Source organism: Stenotrophomonas sp. pho (assembly GCF_006228405.1).
In the GTDB taxonomy this organism is placed as follows: Bacteria; Pseudomonadota; Gammaproteobacteria; order Xanthomonadales; family Xanthomonadaceae; genus Stenotrophomonas; species Stenotrophomonas sepilia.
In genome coordinates this window covers 372,375-390,915 of sequence record NZ_CP029759.1, presented here as the reverse complement: position 1 = coordinate 390,915, position 18,541 = coordinate 372,375, and the positions used below count along the sequence as shown (strand labels likewise).

At 66.4% G+C, this 18,541-nt stretch carries 18 protein-coding genes and 1 pseudogene; 8 read left to right on the top strand and 11 right to left on the bottom strand.

Annotated features, from left to right (window positions below; translation table 11 throughout):
- The first annotated feature begins 140 nt into the window (after positions 1-140).
- The 6 genes from rpsU to DL544_RS01765 all read left to right on the top strand — a co-directional run bounded on the left by rpsU (position 141) and on the right by DL544_RS01765 (position 5,288).
- Positions 141-356 (top strand): 30S ribosomal protein S21, encoded by a 216-nt coding sequence (rpsU, locus tag DL544_RS01790; RefSeq protein ID WP_002808376.1) that lies wholly within the window; start codon positions 141-143, stop codon positions 354-356.
- 133 nt (positions 357-489) lie between these two features.
- Entirely contained in the window at positions 490-933 is a 444-nt protein-coding gene (locus DL544_RS01785; RefSeq protein WP_065179428.1) for a GatB/YqeY domain-containing protein, read from the top strand.
- A gap of 105 nt (positions 934-1,038) precedes the next feature.
- Positions 1,039-1,959, top strand: coding sequence for a YihY/virulence factor BrkB family protein (locus DL544_RS01780; RefSeq protein ID WP_139726644.1), 921 nt, complete (start codon positions 1,039-1,041; stop codon positions 1,957-1,959).
- 61 nt (positions 1,960-2,020) lie between these two features.
- The gene (gene dnaG / locus DL544_RS01775) at positions 2,021-3,760 is read left to right on the top strand and encodes a DNA primase (protein WP_065179430.1); all 1,740 of its coding nucleotides are present in this window, start codon (positions 2,021-2,023) and stop codon (positions 3,758-3,760) included.
- Between the two features lie 27 nt (positions 3,761-3,787).
- Positions 3,788-4,288 (top strand): protein tyrosine phosphatase family protein, encoded by a 501-nt coding sequence (locus DL544_RS01770; protein ID WP_139726643.1) that lies wholly within the window; start codon positions 3,788-3,790, stop codon positions 4,286-4,288.
- A gap of 28 nt (positions 4,289-4,316) precedes the next feature.
- Positions 4,317-5,288, top strand: coding sequence for a bile acid:sodium symporter family protein (locus tag DL544_RS01765; RefSeq protein ID WP_139726642.1), 972 nt, complete (start codon positions 4,317-4,319; stop codon positions 5,286-5,288).
- A gap of 115 nt (positions 5,289-5,403) precedes the next feature.
- Here the strand turns inward: DL544_RS01765 and DL544_RS01760 are convergent, their stop codons facing one another.
- The 5 genes from DL544_RS01760 to DL544_RS01740 form a co-directional block, all read right to left on the bottom strand.
- The gene (locus tag DL544_RS01760) at positions 5,404-6,210 is read right to left on the bottom strand and encodes a calcium-binding protein (RefSeq protein WP_065186702.1); all 807 of its coding nucleotides are present in this window, start codon (positions 6,208-6,210) and stop codon (positions 5,404-5,406) included.
- A gap of 140 nt (positions 6,211-6,350) precedes the next feature.
- Positions 6,351-7,244 (bottom strand): heme o synthase, encoded by an 894-nt coding sequence (gene cyoE / locus DL544_RS01755; RefSeq protein WP_139726641.1) that lies wholly within the window; start codon positions 7,242-7,244, stop codon positions 6,351-6,353.
- A gap of 4 nt (positions 7,245-7,248) precedes the next feature.
- Positions 7,249-8,412: a COX15/CtaA family protein gene (locus DL544_RS01750; protein ID WP_065186703.1), complete on the bottom strand. Its 1,164-nt coding sequence runs from the start codon at positions 8,410-8,412 to the stop codon at positions 7,249-7,251.
- A 10-nt stretch (positions 8,413-8,422) separates the two neighbouring features.
- Entirely contained in the window at positions 8,423-8,992 is a 570-nt protein-coding gene (locus tag DL544_RS01745) for a hypothetical protein (RefSeq protein ID WP_005415005.1), read from the bottom strand.
- 96 nt (positions 8,993-9,088) lie between these two features.
- Positions 9,089-9,805: an SURF1 family protein gene (locus tag DL544_RS01740; RefSeq protein WP_065186704.1), complete on the bottom strand. Its 717-nt coding sequence runs from the start codon at positions 9,803-9,805 to the stop codon at positions 9,089-9,091.
- 57 nt (positions 9,806-9,862) lie between these two features.
- Here DL544_RS01740 and DL544_RS01735 point away from each other — a divergent pair, with 57 nt between their 5' ends.
- The gene (locus tag DL544_RS01735; protein ID WP_049416782.1) at positions 9,863-10,081 is read left to right on the top strand and encodes a twin transmembrane helix small protein; all 219 of its coding nucleotides are present in this window, start codon (positions 9,863-9,865) and stop codon (positions 10,079-10,081) included.
- Positions 10,082-10,101: 20 nt separating this feature from the next.
- On the opposite strand, the gene DL544_RS01730 is transcribed toward DL544_RS01735, so the two are convergent.
- The 6 genes and pseudogenes from DL544_RS01730 to DL544_RS01705 all read right to left on the bottom strand — a co-directional run bounded on the left by DL544_RS01730 (position 10,102) and on the right by DL544_RS01705 (position 14,963).
- Entirely contained in the window at positions 10,102-10,977 is an 876-nt protein-coding gene (locus DL544_RS01730; protein ID WP_005407793.1) for a cytochrome c oxidase subunit 3, read from the bottom strand.
- 13 nt (positions 10,978-10,990) lie between these two features.
- Positions 10,991-11,581: a cytochrome c oxidase assembly protein gene (locus DL544_RS01725; protein ID WP_053498717.1), complete on the bottom strand. Its 591-nt coding sequence runs from the start codon at positions 11,579-11,581 to the stop codon at positions 10,991-10,993.
- Entirely contained in the window at positions 11,578-11,844 is a 267-nt protein-coding gene (locus DL544_RS22290) for a hypothetical protein (RefSeq protein ID WP_065179436.1), read from the bottom strand. Before DL544_RS22290 ends, DL544_RS01725 begins: the two co-directional genes overlap by 4 nt.
- An 8-nt stretch (positions 11,845-11,852) precedes the next feature.
- Positions 11,853-13,460, bottom strand: a complete 1,608-nt coding sequence (gene ctaD, locus DL544_RS01715) for a cytochrome c oxidase subunit I (protein WP_005407790.1) — start codon at positions 13,458-13,460, stop codon at positions 11,853-11,855.
- 59 nt (positions 13,461-13,519) lie between these two features.
- A pseudogene (gene coxB / locus DL544_RS01710) lies at positions 13,520-14,475 on the bottom strand (cytochrome c oxidase subunit II).
- A gap of 11 nt (positions 14,476-14,486) precedes the next feature.
- Positions 14,487-14,963, bottom strand: coding sequence for a DUF2244 domain-containing protein (locus DL544_RS01705; protein WP_021202927.1), 477 nt, complete (start codon positions 14,961-14,963; stop codon positions 14,487-14,489).
- Between the two features lie 274 nt (positions 14,964-15,237).
- Here DL544_RS01705 and putA point away from each other — a divergent pair, with 274 nt between their 5' ends.
- Positions 15,238-18,456, top strand: coding sequence for a bifunctional proline dehydrogenase/L-glutamate gamma-semialdehyde dehydrogenase PutA (gene putA, locus DL544_RS01700; protein ID WP_065186705.1), 3,219 nt, complete (start codon positions 15,238-15,240; stop codon positions 18,454-18,456).
- Positions 18,457-18,541: the final 85 nt, after the last annotated feature.

Sequence of the window (18,541 nt, the reverse complement as noted above, 5' to 3'; positions counted from 1 at the left end):
CCCCCTCGGGGACGTGCAGATCTCACTGCTTTCGAACCGCCGGCCCGTATTCAGGGTTGGCCGCTTGCAGTTTGTCGATTCGCCGCTATAATGTGCGGCTCGCCGGGCGTGACCCGGTTCTACTGTGTCCCGGAGATTCCATGCCCAGCGTCAAAGTCCGCGAGAACGAGCCCTTCGAGTTTGCTCTTCGCCGCTTCAAGCGCACTTGCGAAAAGGCCGGTGTGCTGGCCGAAACCCGCAAGCGCGAGTTCTACGAAAAGCCGACCCAGGAGCGCAAGCGCAAGGCCGCCGCTGCTGTGAAGCGTCAGCTGCGCCGCTCGTCGCGCGACGTCACCAAGCGTCAGCGCCTGTACTGATCGGACGCATTTTCATTGCGGCGGGCCTGCCCGTCGCGATGGAGCCGAAGCCGGCACGCGCGAGCGTCGCCGGCTTTTTGCGTTTCCGGGTTCGGGCATCCGCCCCGCCCCACCTACCACCACGAGGTTCCTCATGAGCATGAAGCAGCAGCTCACCGAAGACATGAAGGCCGCCATGAAGGCGGGCGAGAAGCACAAGCTGGGCGTGATCCGCCTGATCAATGCCGCCATCAAGCAGCGCGAAGTGGACGAGCGCATCGAACTGGACGACACCGCCGTGATCGCCGTGCTCGACAAGATGGTCAAGCAGCGCAAGGACTCGGTCAGCCAGTACGAAGCGGCCAACCGCGAAGACCTGGCCGAGATCGAGCGCGCCGAGATCGTGGTCATCGAAGCCTACCTGCCGGCCAAGATGGGCGAAGACGAGATCGTGGCCGCCATCCAGGCCGCCATCGCCGAGACCGGCGCCTCCGGCCCGGCCGACATGGGCAAGCTGATGGGCGCACTGAAGCCCAAGCTCGCTGGCCAGGCCGACATGGGCCTGGTGTCCAAGCTGGTCAAGCAGCAGCTGGCGTAATCCGGTACACGGAGTCGGATCCCTTTCGCAACGCGAAAGGGCTCTGACCCCATTGATGCACCCGCTTCACCGCACCTTCGTCGGTCGCCTGCTACAACCACACCCATGGTTGAACCCGAGCCCAACGTTCCCGTGTCCCTGCACAAGTACCTCAAGCGCCTGCAGGACAGCTTTCCGATGGCGGTGGTCAAGCGCTTCATCGACGTCGACGTGCTGACCCAGGCCGCCTCCGTTTCCTTCTACGCCCTGCTGTCGATGGCCCCGCTGCTGGTGCTGCTGCTGTGGTTGACCGCTTCGCTGTACCCGCCGGCACAGCAGGCGCTGATCGACCAGATCAGCTCGGTGGCTGGCAGCAGCGCGGCTACGGTGGCCGAAACCGTCCTGAAGAACGCCGACAACCAGCCCGACGTCGGCTCGTTGGCGGGGCTGTGGAGCACGCTGCTGCTGTTCGTCGGCGCCACCGCCGTGTTCGCGCAGCTGCAGAACGCGCTCAACCTGATCTTCCGCACCAGTGGCGAGCGCCTGGAGGGCATCAAGGCCTGGCTGCGCAAGCGTGTGTTCTCGTTCGGCGTGGTGCTGGCCCTGGGCTTCCTGCTGATCCTGTCGATGACTGCCACCACGGTACTGCAGGTGGCCTTCGCGCAACTGCCCTCGATCCTCCCCGCGCTGGGGTACGTCACCAGCCTGCTGCTGTACGCGGTGGGGTTCGCCTTCATGTACCACTACCTGCCCGACCGCCGCGTGGCATGGCGCCAGGCCTTCATCGGCGGTGCCATCACCTCGGCACTGTTCGCACTGGGCCGCTACGGCATCGGCGTCTACATCGCCACCGTGGCCCCCGGCAGTGCCTACGGCTCGATGGGCGCGCTGGTGATCTCACTGGTCTGGATCTATTACGCGACCGTGGTCTTCTTCGTTGGCGCGCTGATGACCGCGGTGATCGATGAGCGCCTGCGCGCGCGCCATCACCTGGCCGCCGCCGGCATCGATCCGGCCACCGCCAGCCAGGTGCCCGACAGGGGGTAAACTAGGGCAACCGCCCCCGGTTCCGTCGCGTGGTCCTGTACCGCGCCCTGCCCTGTTGCCCATGGCCCGTATTCCCGACGCTTTCATCGACGACCTGCTGGCCCGCACCGACATCGTCGAGGTGGTGGGCAGCCGCGTGCCGTTGAAGCGCCAGGGCAAGGAATACGCCGCACGCTGCCCGTTCCATGACGAGCGCTCGGCCTCGTTCACGGTCTCGCCGACCAAGCAGTTCTATCACTGCTTCGGCTGCGGCGCGCACGGCACCGCGATCAGCTTCCTGATGAACTACGACCGCCTCGAGTTCCTCGACGCGGTGGATGAACTGGCCAAGCGCGCCGGCATGGAAGTGCCGCGCAACGAGAATCCGCGCAGCCCGCAGCAGCAGGACGACAGCCGCGAGCTGTATTCGGCGCTGGACGCCGCCACCAGGTTCTTCCAGAAGAACCTCGAAGGCAGCGAGAAGGCACGCGCGTATCTGGAAAGCCGTGGCGTGGACGAAGCGAACCGCGCGCGCTTCCAGATCGGCTACGCACCGGATGGCTACAGCGGCCTGCGCGATGCGCTGGGCAAGGACGAGCGCCGCATGAAGCTGCTCGACCGCGCCGGCCTGTTTTCCAAGAACGATCGCGGCCACGTCTACGACAAGTTCCGTGACCGGGTCATGTTCCCGATCTTCGACCGCCGTGGCCGGGTGATCGCCTTCGGCGGGCGCGTGTTCGAGAAGGACGACGGCCCCAAGTACCTCAACTCGCCCGAAACCGCGCTGTTCCACAAGGGCCGCGAACTGTACGGCCTGTGGCAGGTGCGCCAGGCCAACCAGAAGATCGAGCGGTTGATCGTGGTCGAGGGCTACATGGACGTGGTTTCGCTGTTCCAGTTCGGCGTCACCCAGGCGGTGGCCACGCTGGGTACGGCGACCACGCCGGACCACGCCGAGCTGTTGTTCCGCAACGCACCGGACGTGTTCTTCTGCTTCGACGGCGACGCCGCAGGCCGCCGCGCCGGCTGGAAGGCGCTGGAGTCGGTGCTGCCGCGCATGAAGGATGGCCGCCAGGCCTTCTTCCTGTTCCTGCCCGATGGCGAGGACCCGGACAGCATCGTGCGCAAGGAAGGCGCCGAGGCCTTCAACGAGCGCCTGAAGCAGGCCACGCCGCTGTCGCAGTTTTTCTTCGATGAACTGACCCGCGAGATCAACCTGGGCACGCTGGACGGCAAGGCGCGCCTGGCCGAACGCGCAAAGCCGATGCTGGCGCAGATTCCCGACGGTGCCTTCGGCGACCTGATGAAGCAGCAGCTGGCGCAGCTGACCGGCCTCGGTGGCACAGCCCAGGCCACGCGCGCGCCGGTGCCGCAACGCCAGCCACATCGGACGATCCAGCCGGTGGCCAAGCGCAGCCTGGTGCGCGGCGCGATCGCCGTGCTGCTGCAGCAGCCGTCGCTGGCGCTGACCCTGGGCGGAAAGCATCACTTCCAGGGCCTGCGACTGCCGGGCGTGGAGCTGCTGCTGGAACTGCTGGGGCTGGTCGAACAACGCCCGGACATCAGCACCGGCGCCCTGCTGGAACACTTCGACGGCCGCGAGGAACAGGCGTCGCTGCATACGCTGGCCGCTCAGACGCTGCCCGGCACCGAGGCCAGCTGGACCCAGGAACTGCACGATGCCGTGGCCCAGTTGGAGAAACAGCTGCTGGTGCAACGTCTGGAGGAGTTGTTGGCAAAGCAGCGCCAGCAGGGCCTGGATGATACTGACAAATACGAACTGCGCGAGCTGCTGAAGGCCCGCGCCGGGCTGCGCCTGTAGCGGCAGAACGTTTTCACGGAGAGGACCATGCTGCTGCGCCTGACCTGCCTGCTGTTGTTGTCGCTCTGCCTGCCACTGGCGGCCCTGGCCGCAGATGGCCCGCTCAATGAAGTCCGCCCGGGCCTGTATGCCGGCGGCCAGCCCTCCGCCGCACAACTGGGCGAACTTGCCGCGCAGGGCGTGCGCACCGTGATCGACCTGCGCCAGCCCGGCGAGGACCGGGGGTTCGACGAAACGCGCGTTGCCGAATCATTGGGCCTGCGCTACGTGCACATTCCGGTGGCCGGTGCCGAGGGGCTCGATGCCGCCAACGTGCGCGCCGTGCACCAGGCCCTGCGGCAGAGCCAGGGGCCTGTGCTGCTGCACTGTGCGTCCGGCAACCGCGCCGGCGCCGTGCTCGGCCTGGTCAACGCACGCTACGAACATGCCAGCCCCGAACAGGCCCTTCAGCTGGGCCAGCGTGCTGGCCTGACCTCGCTGGAAGCCGCCACCCGCCAACGCCTGGCCACGCCGATCACCTCACCCTGAACCCTCCGCACCAAGGACTCTGCCCACCATGACCCGCTGGTGGTCGCGCCTGCGACCGGACAACTTCACCCTCGCCCTGCTGTGCACCGTCGGCCTGGCCTCCCTGCTGCCGATGAGGGGCGCCGCCGCCATCGTCCTGGACGATGTCACCACCGTCGCCATCGCTGCACTGTTCTTCCTGCATGGCGCGCGCCTGCCACGTGAGTCGATCATTGGCGGCATGCTGCACTGGCGGCTGCACCTGACCATCCTCGCCTGCACCTTCCTCCTGTTCCCGCTGCTCGGGCTGATGTTCAAGCCGCTATCGGGCTGGCTGCTGACCCCGGAGCTGTACCTGGGCGTGCTGTTCCTGTGCACCCTGCCCTCCACCGTGCAGTCGTCCATCGCGTTCACCTCAATGGCGCATGGCAACGTGCCCGCAGCGGTGTGCAGTGCCTCGTTGTCGAGCATTCTCGGCGTATTCCTGACCCCGCTGCTGCTGACCGCGCTGGCGGGCACCTCCGGCGGCGTGCACGACCCGCTGCATGCGATCGGCGGCATCATGCTGCAGCTGCTGGTGCCGTTCGTGGCCGGCCACCTGCTGCGGCCGTGGATTGCCGGCTGGGTGGAAAAGCAGCGCGCGCTGCTGCGTTACACCGACCAGGGCACGATCCTGCTGGTGGTGTACTCGGCGTTCGGCGAGGCGGTGACCGAAGGACTGTGGAGCAAGACGCCGCTGCTCTCGTTGCTGGCCGTGGCGGTCGTGGCCGCCGTGCTGCTCGGCATCGCCATGCCGCTGATCACCTTCATCGCCCGCCGCCTGCGTTTCAACCGCGAGGACGAGATCGCCATCGTGTTCTGCGGCTCGAAGAAGAGCCTGGCCACCGGCGTGCCGATTGCCAAGGTGCTGTTCGCCGGCGGCAGCCTCGGCGCCATCGTGCTGCCGGTGATGATCTACCACCAGATCCAGCTCATCGTCTGCGGCGTGATCGCGCAGCGGTACGCGAAGCGCGCGCCCTGACCCGACGGGAGGACATCCACGCATGGCGTGGATCTGTTGTAGAGCCGAGCCCGCGCTCGGCTAACACCTGTGATCCGGAGTAGATCCACGCCATGCGTGGATGGTTTGCCTGACGCTACGGATCCACCAGCGTCCCGACGCTCAGTTCCGGCATCCATACCCATAGGTCGTACGGCCGTTCCGCACCGGCAGCGACCCGCGGCCCCGTGGCAACCTGCTCTCGAAGTGGCCGCGCCATGCAACCGCCCGCGCATCCCCACGTCTGACCACGTTGCGCGCCCAACCGTACGCTGTAGATATCCAGGTCCCGCAGCTGCGACGCCATCGGATGCATCTGCATTTCTGGCGGCATACCTTGCGGCCTTTGCAGCATCGCGTGCACGTTACCAGTCAGCACCAGCATGCGCGCATTGGCCGGTAGGCCTCGATAGAGCCGCCGCAACTCGGCTGCCATGAGGTCATCGCGTACCTGGTTGCCGCCTTTGCTGGCGTTGACGTCATAGCCAACGACGTCGATCACACGTCCCTGCGACTTCAGCACGCGTAGGCTTTCGATCATTGCCAGCATGTCGCGGCTGCGACGGCCATCATGCTGGTCATCGCGCACGGTCCAGAACGCACGCCCGCGCAGATGCTGGCGTGCCTTCTCCCCGCCATCGGAAGTCAGGTAATCGCGCAGCGTGGAGGTTTCCCCGCGTGGCAGTTCCAGCGCCAGCAGGACCGGCCTGGTGCGGCTGTAGTCATCCACCAGCTGCCGCACCAGCAGCGGCGTCTCGCGGGTTCCATGGAATTCGCCCAGCACCAGCAGGCGGTGATCGCCGGCGTGCTGGTGGATCTGCGCGGCGGTGTCGTCGGCATGCGCGGTCACGGCCATGCCCAGCGCCAGAATCAGCGCGGTGGTCCAACGGAAGATCGTATGCATCCCTGCTCGCTCCTTTCCTTGGGGTCAGGAACAGCAATGGCGACGCCGCTGGAAGAGATCAAGTGCAGAGCCGAGCCCACGCTCGGCTGCTCTTCCAATCCCCCTCAGCCGAGCATGGGCTCGGCTCTACAGGTGGTGCTTCACAACCAGGGCAGGATCCAGTGGTCGACCAGCAGGAAGGCGAACAGCGCCATCAGGTACACGATGGAGTAATAGAACATCTTCATCGAGAACAGCTCATCCGGTGGGTCGAGCATGCGCCAGGCGTACCAGAGGAACACGGCATTGAGCACGATCGCGCCGCCCAGGTAGAACGCACCGCTCATGCCCACCAGGTAGGGCAACAGGCAGACCAGCGCCAGCACCACCGAATACATCATGATCTGCTTGCGGGTGTGCGCCACGCCGTGGGTCACCGGCAGCATCGGGATCTCCGCCTTGGCATAGTCCTCGCGGCGGAAGATCGCCAGCGCCCAGAAATGCGGTGGCGTCCAGATGAAGATGATCAGCACCAGCAGCGACGAGTATGCCCAGTCCGACGAGCCCTGCATGCCGGTCACCGCAGCCCAGCCCAGCATCGGCGGCATCGCGCCGGCCAGGCCACCGATGACGATGTTCTGCGAGGTCGCGCGCTTCAGGTACACGGTGTAGATCACCGCGTAGCCGATCAGCGAGGCGAAGGTCAGCACCGCAGTGATCAGGTTCACCCACAGCACCAGGATGGTCATCGACAGCACGATCAGCACGCCGGCGAACACCAGCACCTGCCATGGCTTGACCTTGCCGACCACCAGCGGGCGCCACGACGTGCGTGCCATCTGCGCATCGATGTGCGCATCCAGCAACTGGTTGATCGCGGCGGCCGCCGAAGCGGCCAGCCAGATGCCGAGGAAGCCGAGCAGGCCGGCGCGCACCTGCTCCCAGCTGGGCACGCCCGGAATAGCCAGGACCATGCCGACCAGGGCAGTGAAGACAATGAGGGCGACGACCTTGGGCTTGGTCAGGTCCCAGTACTGGCGGTAGTTGGAAAACATGGAATCAGTCCGGGGCGCGCAGGCGGGCCAGCAGGCTGACCAGCACGAACAACAGGGCAACGGCCACGCCATTGTGGGCCACGGCCACTTCCAGTGGCAGCGCCAGCTTCACATTGAGGATGCCGAGGGTGACCTGCAGCACCAGCAGCGCGATCAGCGCGCTGGCCCAGCCGCGCATGCTCGGCAACCGGAACAGGCGCACGCCCAGCCACAGCAGGTAGATGGCCACCACCATCGCGAACAGGCGGTGCGCCATCTGGATGGCGATACGCGAGGCACCATCCAGCACGCCGCCTTCGTAGTCCACGCCGATGCCACGCCACAGGGTGAAGCCTTCGACGAAGTTGTGCTGCGGCCACCACTGGTTGGCACAGCGCGGGAAGTTGTCCAGCGATGCACTGCCGCCGCCGCAGGCCAGCGCCGCGTAGTTGGCACTGACCCAGCCGCCGAGTGCGATCTGGGTGACCAGCACCGCCAGGCCGATGCGCAGCAGCCACTTCAGCTTCGGTGCCTCGGCCAGAGTGATCGGCATGTGCGTCGCACGCCAGGCCATCCAGGCCAGCAGCGCGAACATCAGCATGCCGCCCAGCAGATGGCCCATCACCACGATGGGCTTGAGCAGCAGGGTCACCGTCCACATGCCCAGCAGGGCCTGGAAGATCACCACCGCCAGGGTCAGCAGTGCAGCGCGTGCCAGGTCGATGTTGCTCCAGCGCAGCGCGGCGATCAGCAGGATCGCCTCGCCGACCAGAGCCAATGCGCTGGCGGTGCCATGCCAGCCCATCATGTACAGCGGTATGCCAGCGGCCACCAGTACGCAGGCGGTCACCACTGCCGTGGTCCCAAAGCGGCGCTTGCGCGTGGCCAGCAGGGCCAGGGTCAGGATCTCGATGCCCAGCGCGCCGGCCAGGAAGCGGTGCACCTGCTCACGCCAGGCCTTGTGGGTCTCCAGCGGGCGGATATCCGCCGCCGGGTGGCCGATGGTCTCTTCCACGTGCTGCGGCCAGGTGGCCTGGCCATAGCAGGTCGGCCAGTCCGGACAGCTCAGGCCGGCATCGGACAGGCGTACGAACGCACCGAACATGATCGTGCTCGCGGTCATGATCATGGCGAACCACGCCAGGCGGTGGAAATTGCGGTGCAGCGCCGGACGCGCGGAAAGGCTCATCAAACGGGACTCACTTCAGTTTCAGCAACGTGGCCATGTCCTTGCGCAGGCCACCCAGGTCGGAACCCGGGGCATGGCGCATGATCACGAAGCCGTTCGGATCGATCACGTAGACCGGCAGTCCCGCCGGATCATCGACGCCCGGCAACGCCGCGCGCAGGGCTGGCGACGGAGCCAGCGGCCGCAGCGCGGGCAGCGAGGCGATCGACGCCGGTGGCGTACCCAGCCACAGGATCTCGACATTATCGGCGTTATGGCCGAACAGCTGCCACACCTTGCCCAGTCCCTGCGACAAAGTGACGCACTGCGCGTCGCAGGCACCGGCCGGTGCCACCAGCAGGCGCCAGGTGCGGGCCTCGGGGTTCCAAGGATAGGGCTGGCCGCTGGCCAGGGTCGGCGTCTGCTGGCGCAGATCGACCGGCGGCTTCAGCAGCTGTCCCGCATTGCGGTGGCCGGTGGGCTGCCAGCCGGAGAAGCGCAATACCGCGGCCAGCGCCATCGCCCCGAAGAACACGGCAAACAGCAGCACCAGGGTCCGGCGGCCGGAGCCGCGCGCCTGCGGGGACGTAGCAGTGTTCATGTGGGGCATTTTCTCATGGTTGGGTAAACGATGCCGGTAGTGCCGGCCGCTGGCCGGCATCCAGGAATCCGAGTGCGTGCCGGCCAGCGGCCGGCACTACCCGGCGATGGGCCGTCTCCTGCGCCGCTCCAGCACCAGCGCCACCACCAGCACGGTCAGGGCCAGGCCGAACCACTGCACGGCGTAGCCCAGGTGTCGCTGCGGTGGCAGCGTATTTGGCAGCAGGTCCATGTCACGCTCGTCGCCGAAGGGCAGCGCCGGGTCCAGTCGCAGGACCCGCTCGGGCAGTGTTGGCAGGCCCAGCGCTGCGGCGAGGCCCTCGGCCGGCAAGCGGCTGGCCAGCCAGCGCCCCGCCTCACCGGTGGCGGAGAACGGCGGACCCAGTACCAGCCCCGCCGAAGGCGGTGGCGCCAGCAACCCGCGCACCACCACCGGCGAAGGCGGCGCCGGTATGTCCGGCAGCGTGCGATCCGGCGGCAGCGCGCGCCAGCCAAGATCGACCAGCAGCACGCTGCCTTCGTCACTGCGGAACGGGCGATAGATCTTTACGCCGGCACGGCCATGCCGGGTCTGGTTGTCCAGCAGCACCACGCCAGGCAGGAAGCGACCGTGATCGGCCACACCGTGCAACGCACCGGGGGCTGCCAGCGCCTGGGCCAGCGGCAGCGCCTGTGCCACCGCTGGCCCCTGCGCATCCAACATTGACTGTTTGGCATGCATGCGCTGCAGCTGCCACAGCCCCAATGCAGTGAAACCGGCCATCGCCAGCACGGCCAGCAACCATCCGATCACGCGTGTGTGCTGGCGCATCATGACAAGTCCGCACAAACGCGGTCAGATAGGCGCACCCACCCTTCCCTCGAGCCGCGCATGAGTGATTCGCTGAAGACCCTGCTGGTAATCGCGTTTCTGATCGTCATCGTCTGGAACCTGGGCGCCGGCCTGTATTACCTGCTGGTCGACCGCGGCCAGACCAAGCGCACGGTCAACGCACTGACACGTCGCATCGCGGTGTCGGTGGCGTTGATCGTACTGGTGATCGTGAGCATCTACATGGGCTGGATCAAGCCGCACGGCGTCGGCGGCTGAGGCCACCGATGCGTGCGTGGTCAAAGCACGTAGACGAACAGGAACAGCATCAGCCACACCACGTCGACGAAGTGCCAGTACCACGCGGCCGCTTCAAAACCGAAATGGTTGTCGCGGGTGAAGTGTCCCTTGGCCGAACGCAGCCACATCACGATCAACATGATCGTGCCCAGCAGCACGTGCGCACCGTGGAAGCCGGTCAGCATGAAGAACGTCGAACCGTAGATGCCCGAGCCCAGCGTCAGGTTCAGCTCCTTGTAGGCGTGGATGTACTCTTCCGCCTGCAGGGTCAGGAAACCGAGGCCGAGCACCACGGTCAGGCCCAGCCAGATCAGCAGCTGGCGGCGGTTGCCGGCCTTCAACGCGTGATGGGCGATGGTCAGGGTCACGCCTGAGGTGAGCAGGATCAGCGTATTGATCAGCGGCAGGCCCCACGCCGGGATGGTCTGGAAGGCACCACCGATCGCCGCCGGGCCATTGGTCGGCCATCCGGCGGAGTAGCCCTGCCAGAGCAGCTCGTTGGTCATCACCCCGCGGCCTTCGCCACTGAGCCACGACAGGCCCAGGTTGCGGGTGTAGAACAGCGCGCCGAAGAAGGCGCCGAAGAACATCACCTCGGAGAAGATGAACCAGATCATCCCCATCCGGAACGAGCCATCGACCTGGTGGTTGTAGTTGCCGGCCTGCGATTCGCGCACCACGTCGCTGAACCACCAGAACAGGGTCAACACCAGCATCGCGATGCCGATGTAGAACGTCCAGCGCCCCCAGCTGGCATCGTTGAGCCAGCTGGCCACGCCCACCATGGTCACCATCATCGCGATGGACCCCACGAAGGGCCATTTGCTCTGGGCCGGGACGAAGTACACGTTGGCGTCGGTTGGTGTCTGGGCCATGTCGGTATCCGGGTCAGGGTGCGGCGTGCGCGCCGTCCGAGGTGGCGGCCGGGGCCAGCCGATCGGACAACGCGTCGTTGCGGTAGAAGGTGTAGGACAAGGTGATCGTCTTGATTTCCGGCGGCAGGTCCGGATCGACGATGAAGCGCACCGGCATGTCGCGCTTCTCGCCGGCCTGCAGCGTCTGCGCGGTGAAACAGAAGCACTCGGTCTTGCTGAAGAAGCCCGACGCGCGTGCCGGTGCCACCGAAGGCACCGCGCTGCCAACGACTGCCTGCTGGCTGTCGTTGCGGGCGAAGTACAGCGCCTCGTTGAGTTCGCCGGGCACCACATCCATGGTCAGCTGCTCGGGATGGAACGACCACGGCAGGCGCGAATTGACGCCGCCATCGAACTCCACCCGCACGGTGCGCTTGCCAGCTGCGGCACCCGTACTGGCTTCACCACCCGGGCCGCGTTCCAGGCGCACGCCGAATACCTTCTCGCAGGCAATGCGGTACAGCGGCACCAGCGAGAAGGTCAGCAGGAACACCGCCACTGCCACGCCGATCAGGCGCGGCAGCCCGGCACTGGGTGACCGCGTGCTGGCCGGTGCCTCGCTCATCGGCCGATCACCCCGCTGAGGATGAAGCCGACGTAGACCAGCACCGCGATGGCGCCGACCCACATCGCCGTGCGCCGGGCACGCTGGCGTTGCTGTTCGATGCCGTGGTGTTGGGCTTCGCTCTGGCTTTGGTTCTGGTAGAGCCGACTGCTAGTCGGCTGCACTTCGCGAGTCGACTGACAGTCGACTCTACCGTTGGTCAGCACGCCGTCAGCCGAGCATGGCTCGGCTCTACAGGTCTGCAGTGGGCTCTCGTTATGCATGCCCCACCTCAATGCGTGATGTCGTCATGCGCCAGATCGCCCGGGCGGATGGTCGGCGGCGTGGTGAAGGTATGCGCCGGTGCCGGCGACGGCAGCGTCCACTCCAGCCCGCGCGCGCCTTCCCAGCTACGGGCCTCGGCCTTCTCGCCATTGCGCAGCGAGGACAGCAGGATCGCGGCCATCATGAACGGCGTGACGAACATGCCGAACGCACCGATCGAGCTGATCAGGTTCCAGTCGGCAAACGCTACGCTGTAGTCCGGAATGCGGCGCGGCATGCCGGCCAGGCCGAGGAAGTGCTGCGGGAAGAACAGCAGGTTGACGAACACGATCGACCACCAGAAGTGCACCTTGGCCCACTTCTCGCTGTACATCCGCCCCGTCCACTTCGGCCACCAGTAATACACAGCCGCGATCAGCGCGAACACCGCGCCGGTCACCAGCACGTAGTGGAAATGCGCAACCACGAAGTAGGTGTCGTGGTACTGGAAGTCGGCCGCCACGATGGCCAGCATCAGGCCGGAGAAGCCACCGATGGTGAACAGGATGACGAAGGCCACCGACCACAGCATCGGCGCCTCGAACGTCAGCGACCCCCGCCACATGGTGCTGACCCAGTTGAACACCTTCACCCCGGTCGGGATCGAGATCAGCATGGTGGCGAACATGAAGTAGATCTCGCCGCCCAGCGGCATGCCCACGGTGAACATGTGGTGGGCCCAGACGATGAACGACAGGAACGCGATCGCGGCGGTGGCGTACACCATCGCCTGGTAGCCGAACAGCGGCTTGCGGCTGAAGGTCGGGATGATCTCGCTGACCACGCCGAAGGCGGGCAGGATCATGATGTAGACCTCGGGATGGCCGAAGAACCAGAAGATGTGCTGGTACATCACCGGGTCACCGCCACCGGCGGCATTGAAGAAGCTGGTGCCGAAGAACTTGTCGGTCAGCAGCATGGTCACCGCACCGGCCAGCACCGGCATCACCGCGATCAGCAGGAAGGCGGTGATCAGCCACGCCCAGCAGAAGATCGGCATCTTCAGCAGGTCGATGCCCGGCGCGCGCATGTTGAGCACGGTGGCGATGATGTTGATCGCACCCATGATCGAACTGATGCCGGCCACGTGGATGGCGAACACGCTGAAGGCCACGTTGTAGCCGCCCTGCAGCGACAGCGGCGGATACAGCGTCCAGCCACCGGCCGGTGCACCACCGGGCAGGAACAGCGTCAGCAGCAGCAGGCTGAAGGCCACCGGCAGCAGCCAGAACGACCAGTTGTTCATGCGCGGCAGCGCCATGTCCGGCGCACCGATCTGCAGCGGGATCATCCAGTTGGCAAGGCCGACAAACGCCGGCATCACGCCGCCGAAGATCATCACCAGCGCATGCACGGTCGTCATCTGGTTGAAGAACTCGGGCTTGACGAACTGCAGGCCCGGCTGCGCCAGCTCGGCGCGGATCACCACGCTCATCGCCGCGCCGATGATGAACATGATGAAACTGAAACCCAGGTACAGCGTGCCGATGTCCTTGTGGTTGGTCGAGAAGAACCAACGCTCGAAGAAACTCTGGTGGTGATGGTGATCGTCGTGCCCAACTGCCGAGTGCGCCATTGCAAAACACCTCTCAGAATCGGTTGTCACCACGGCCGCGAGCGGCCGCGGGCTTTACATCACGCGCCGCTGGCCGCAACCGCAGGTGCATTGCCGGCTTCGGCAGCAGCAGGTGCCGCCGGTGCTTCGCCCGCAGGGGCAGCCGGTTCTGCAGGTGCCGCAGGGGGGCGGGCTCGGCCGGCGGTGCAGGCTTGCGCTGCGCCAGCCACTGCTTGAAGTCCTCCTTGGACACCGCCTCGACCACGATCGGCATGAAGCCGTGGTCCTTGCCGCACAGCTCGGCGCACTGGCCGCGATACACCCCGGGCTGCTCGATGCTGGTCCAGGCTTCATTGATGAAACCGGGGATCGCGTCCTGCTTCCAGCCCAGCGCCGGCACCCACCAGGCGTGGATCACATCATCGGAAGTGATGACGAAGCGGACCTTGGTATCGACCGGCAACACCAGCCGGTTGTCGACGTCCAGCAGGTAGTGCGGATGACTTTCGCGGGTCGGCACGATGCCACTTTGCCGCACGCGGTCGGATTCCCGGTCCAGGCGACTGGTGAAGGTGACGTTCTCCCCGAGGTATTCGTACTTCCACATCCACTGGTAGCCGGTGACCTTGACCGTCATCTCGGCATCGCGGGTGTCGTACATCTTGATCAGGTTGGCCGTGGCCGGCCACGCCATCACGATCAGGATGATCACCGGGATCACCGTCCAGATGATCTCGGCCTTGGTGTTATGGCTGAAGGTGGCGGCGACCGCGCCCTTGGATTTGCGGAACTTGAAGATGGCGTAGGCCATCGCGCCGAACACGATGACGCCGATCACCGTGCAGATGATCAACGAAAGGTTGTTCGATTCCCAGGCCAGGCGCGAGGTCTGGGTCACCCCCTTGCCCATGTTCAGCTGCCACGGCTTGGGATCGGCCGCCTGGGCCCAAGCCAACGCCGGCATCAGTCCCCCGGTCGCCAGCACTGCGGCAACCGCGTTCACGCACTTCGTGCCCCACCTGCTGCTTTGCTTCATTGCCTAGACCCTTAGCGTCGTCGGTTGCCGCCATCGCTGGCGGCGAGCAAGCTTTCAAGTGTCTCTGCGAGCGTCTGACGTTCGGCCGGCGCGAGGAAACTCCCCACCTCCACCTGCCGGCCGCTGGATGCCAGCCGGACCCTCTCATCGTCGGTGAGCAGGCGCACCCAGTGCGGGTGGGCCCGGAACACCGGCGATCCACCGGGTACGGGAATGACCTCCACGTACGCCGGCACTACCCGGATCTCCTCCTGCCGTTCACCGCTGCGCCACAAGGCACGCAGCGCCGCCGCCAGCACCAGGCTGTACAGCAGCGCGAACAGGGGGGCGAATGCATTGCCGGCCCACCACCCGAGGGCGGACACCAGCCACATCGCACCCGACAACACGGTGAACAACAGGACGAACTGCCGGGCATCGAGCGCCCGTGGGGGACGCAGCCGCAGCTGCGTACCTGACCCATCCGGAGCTGGAAGCACCTCGATCATGTCGCAACCGCGTTCCTGCCGCGGGAAACGTCTCGATGGTAGCCCCGCCCTCTCGCCGGTAGCAAGGGTGCATTCACACTTTTTCCGATGCTGCAACACAGCATGCGGTCGGCGGCACGAATGACGAATTCAGCACAAATCTCGCCAGGTTTGCTGAACACGCCGAATCCACCACCGTTAGTGGCTATCAGCCCTTCATGAAGGTGTCTGCGTGGCACTTCCGAAGGCCGCAAAAATGATTAAAATCGCCAAGTTTTCCACTGGCCGGACCGGCATGAACGCACCTTCCTCCTCCCCTGCCGCCCACGACGCCCCGCGTCCGGGCGCGCTGCTGTCGCCGGAACTGCCGGCGCCCCCCAACCCGTTCCGCCAGGCCATCACCGATGCCTGGTTGAAGGACGAGGCCAGCCACGTCCGCGAGCTGCTGGCGCAGGCGCGCCTGCCCGCCGAGGAACAGGCCAGGGTGCAGGCGCTGGCCGCCGACCTGGTCGGCCGCGTGCGCGTGCGTGCCAAGGACCAGGGCGCGATCGAAGCCTTCATGCGCCAGTACGACCTGGGCAGCGAAGAAGGCGTGCTGCTGATGTGCGTGGCCGAAGCGCTGCTGCGTATTCCGGACCAGGACACCGCCGACAAGCTGATCCGCGACAAGCTGGCCGATGCCGACTGGGAAAAGCACCTGGGCGGCAGCGACTCGGTGCTGGTCAATGCCTCCACCTGGGGCCTGATGCTGACCGGCAAGCTGGTGCAGATGAACGACGCCACGCGCGCCGATGCGCCCAGCGCATTCAAGCGCCTGGTCGGCCGCGTCGGTGAGCCGGTGGTGCGCCTGGCCGTGCGCCAGGCGATGAAGATCATGGGCCACCAGTTCGTCATGGGCCGCACCATCAGCGAAGCGCTGGCGCGCTCGCACAAGGGCGACAACGCCAGCTACCGCTACTCGTTCGACATGCTCGGCGAAGGCGCGCTGACCATGAAGGACGCGCTGCGCTACCTGGAAGACTACCGTCGTGCGATCCACGCCATCGGCGGCGATCACAAGGCCCGCGGTGGCCGTCCGGACGGCGACGTCAACAACGCGCCGGGCATCTCGATCAAGCTGTCGGCGCTGTACCCGCGCTACGAGCACGCCAAGCGCGAGCGCGTGCTGAAGGACCTGGTGCCGGGCGTGCTGGAACTGGCACAGCTGGCCAAGAGCTACGGCATCGGCTGCACCGTCGACGCCGAAGAGTCCGACCGCCTGGAACTGTCGCTGGACATCATCGAGCAGGTGTTCTCCGACGCCTCGCTGGCTGGCTGGGATGGCTTCGGTGTGGTCGTGCAGGCCTACCAGAAGCGCACGCCGTACACGATCGACCACCTGGCCGACATGGCACGCCGTGCCGGTCGCCGCCTGCAGGTGCGCCTGGTCAAGGGCGCCTACTGGGATGCCGAGATCAAGCGCGCGCAGATCGAAGGCTACCCGGGCTACCCGGTGTTCACCCGCAAGCAGAACACCGACGTGTCCTACCTGGCCTGCGCCAAGCGGCTGTTCACCCATGCGGACGCGATCTACCCGATGTTCGCCACGCACAACGCGCACACCATCGCGGCCGTGCGCAGCATCGCCAACGGCGGCGTGTACGAGCACCAGAAGCTGCACGGCATGGGCGACGACCTGTACGCCGAAGTGGTGCCGGCCGACCGCTTGAACCTGCCCTGCCGCGTGTACGCCCCGGTCGGTTCGCACGAAGACCTGCTGCCGTACCTGGTGCGCCGCCTGCTGGAAAACGGTGCCAACTCCAGCTTCGTCAACCGCATCACCGACGAGCGCGTGCCGATCGCAGACCTGATCCGCGATCCGGTCGAGATGGTCGCCTCGTTCGAATCGATTCCGCATCCCAAGATCCCGCTGCCGGTTGACCTGCTGCGCAGCCAGAACCACGACAGGAAGAACTCCATGGGCGCCAACCTCGCCAACGACAACGAACTGCGCGCCCTGGCCGAGCAGCTCAACGCCGCCGTGAAGCCGTGGCAGGCCTCGCCGCTGGTACCGGGTGCCAACCCGGCCGGCGCCGCGCTGCCGGTGACCAACCCGGCCGACACCCGCGAAGTGGTCGGCCAGTGGCTGGCCGCCGATGCCGCCACCGTGCAGAAGGCCCTGGCCAACGCCGTGGCCGCACAACCGGCCTGGAACCGCACCCCGGCCGCCAGCCGCGCCGCCATCCTCGAACACGCCGCTGACCAGCTGGAAGCGCGCATGCCGGAGTTCATGGCGCTGTGCGTGAAGGAAGCCGGCAAGAGCCTGCCCGACAGCATCGCCGAAGTGCGCGAAGCCGTGGATTTCCTGCGCTACTACGCCAAGCAGGCGCGCGAGCAGTTCAGCCACGCCGAGAAGCTGCCCAGCCCGACCGGTGAATCCAACGAGCTGCAGCTGCACGGCCGCGGCGTGTTCGTCTGCATCAGCCCGTGGAACTTCCCGCTGGCGATCTTCCTGGGCCAGGTCGCCGCCGCACTGGCCGCCGGCAACAGCGTCATCGCCAAGCCGGCCGAGCAGACCAACCTGATCGGCTACTACGCGGTGAAGCTGCTGCACGATGCCGGCGTGCCGGCCGAGGTGGTGCAGTTCCTGCCGGGCGACGGCGCCACCGTGGGTGCAGCGCTGACCGCCGACCCGCGCGTGGCCGGCGTGGCCTTCACCGGCTCCACCGAGACCGCCCGTGCGATCAACCGTGCGATGGCCGCGCGTGACGCCGCCATCGGCGTGCTGATCGCCGAGACCGGTGGCCAGAACGCCTTCATCGCCGACTCCTCGGCACTGCCGGAACAGCTGGTCAAGGACGCGATCGGTTCGGCCTTCACCTCCGCCGGCCAGCGTTGCTCGGCCGCGCGCGTGCTGTTCGTGCAGGACGACATCGCCGACAAGGTGATGACCATGCTGGCCGGTGCGATGAAGGAACTGAAGGTCGGCAACCCGGGCCTGCTGTCTACCGACGTCGGCCCGGTGATCGACGCCGACGCGCTGAAGATCCTGCAGGAACACGCCGAACGCATGGACCGCGAAGCGCGCCTGATCGCCGCCGCCGAGCTGTCCGCTGAAACCGCCAACGGCACCTTCTTCGCACCGCGCGCGTATGAACTGAAGGACCTGGGGCAGCTGCACAAGGAAGTCTTCGGTCCGGTCCTGCACGTGATCCGCTGGAAGGGCGACCAGCTCGACGCGGTGATCGACCAGATCAACGCCACTGGCTACGGCCTGACCCTGGGCGTGCATTCGCGCATCGACGAAACCGTTGACCGCATCAGCAACGGCGTCCACGTCGGCAATGTGTACGTCAACCGCAACCAGATCGGTGCAGTGGTCGGCGTGCAGCCGTTCGGTGGCCAGGGCCTGTCCGGCACCGGCCCGAAGGCCGGCGGCCCGCACTACCTGCTGCGCTTTGCCACCGAAAAGACGGTGACGGTGAACACCACCGCCGCCGGCGGCAACGCCTCGCTGCTGACCCTGGGCGACTGATCGTCAGCCTCATGCAGTGAACGAAAAACCCCGCGAAAGCGGGGTTTCTTGTGCTTTGCTTCCTGTAGAGCCGAGCCCACGCTCG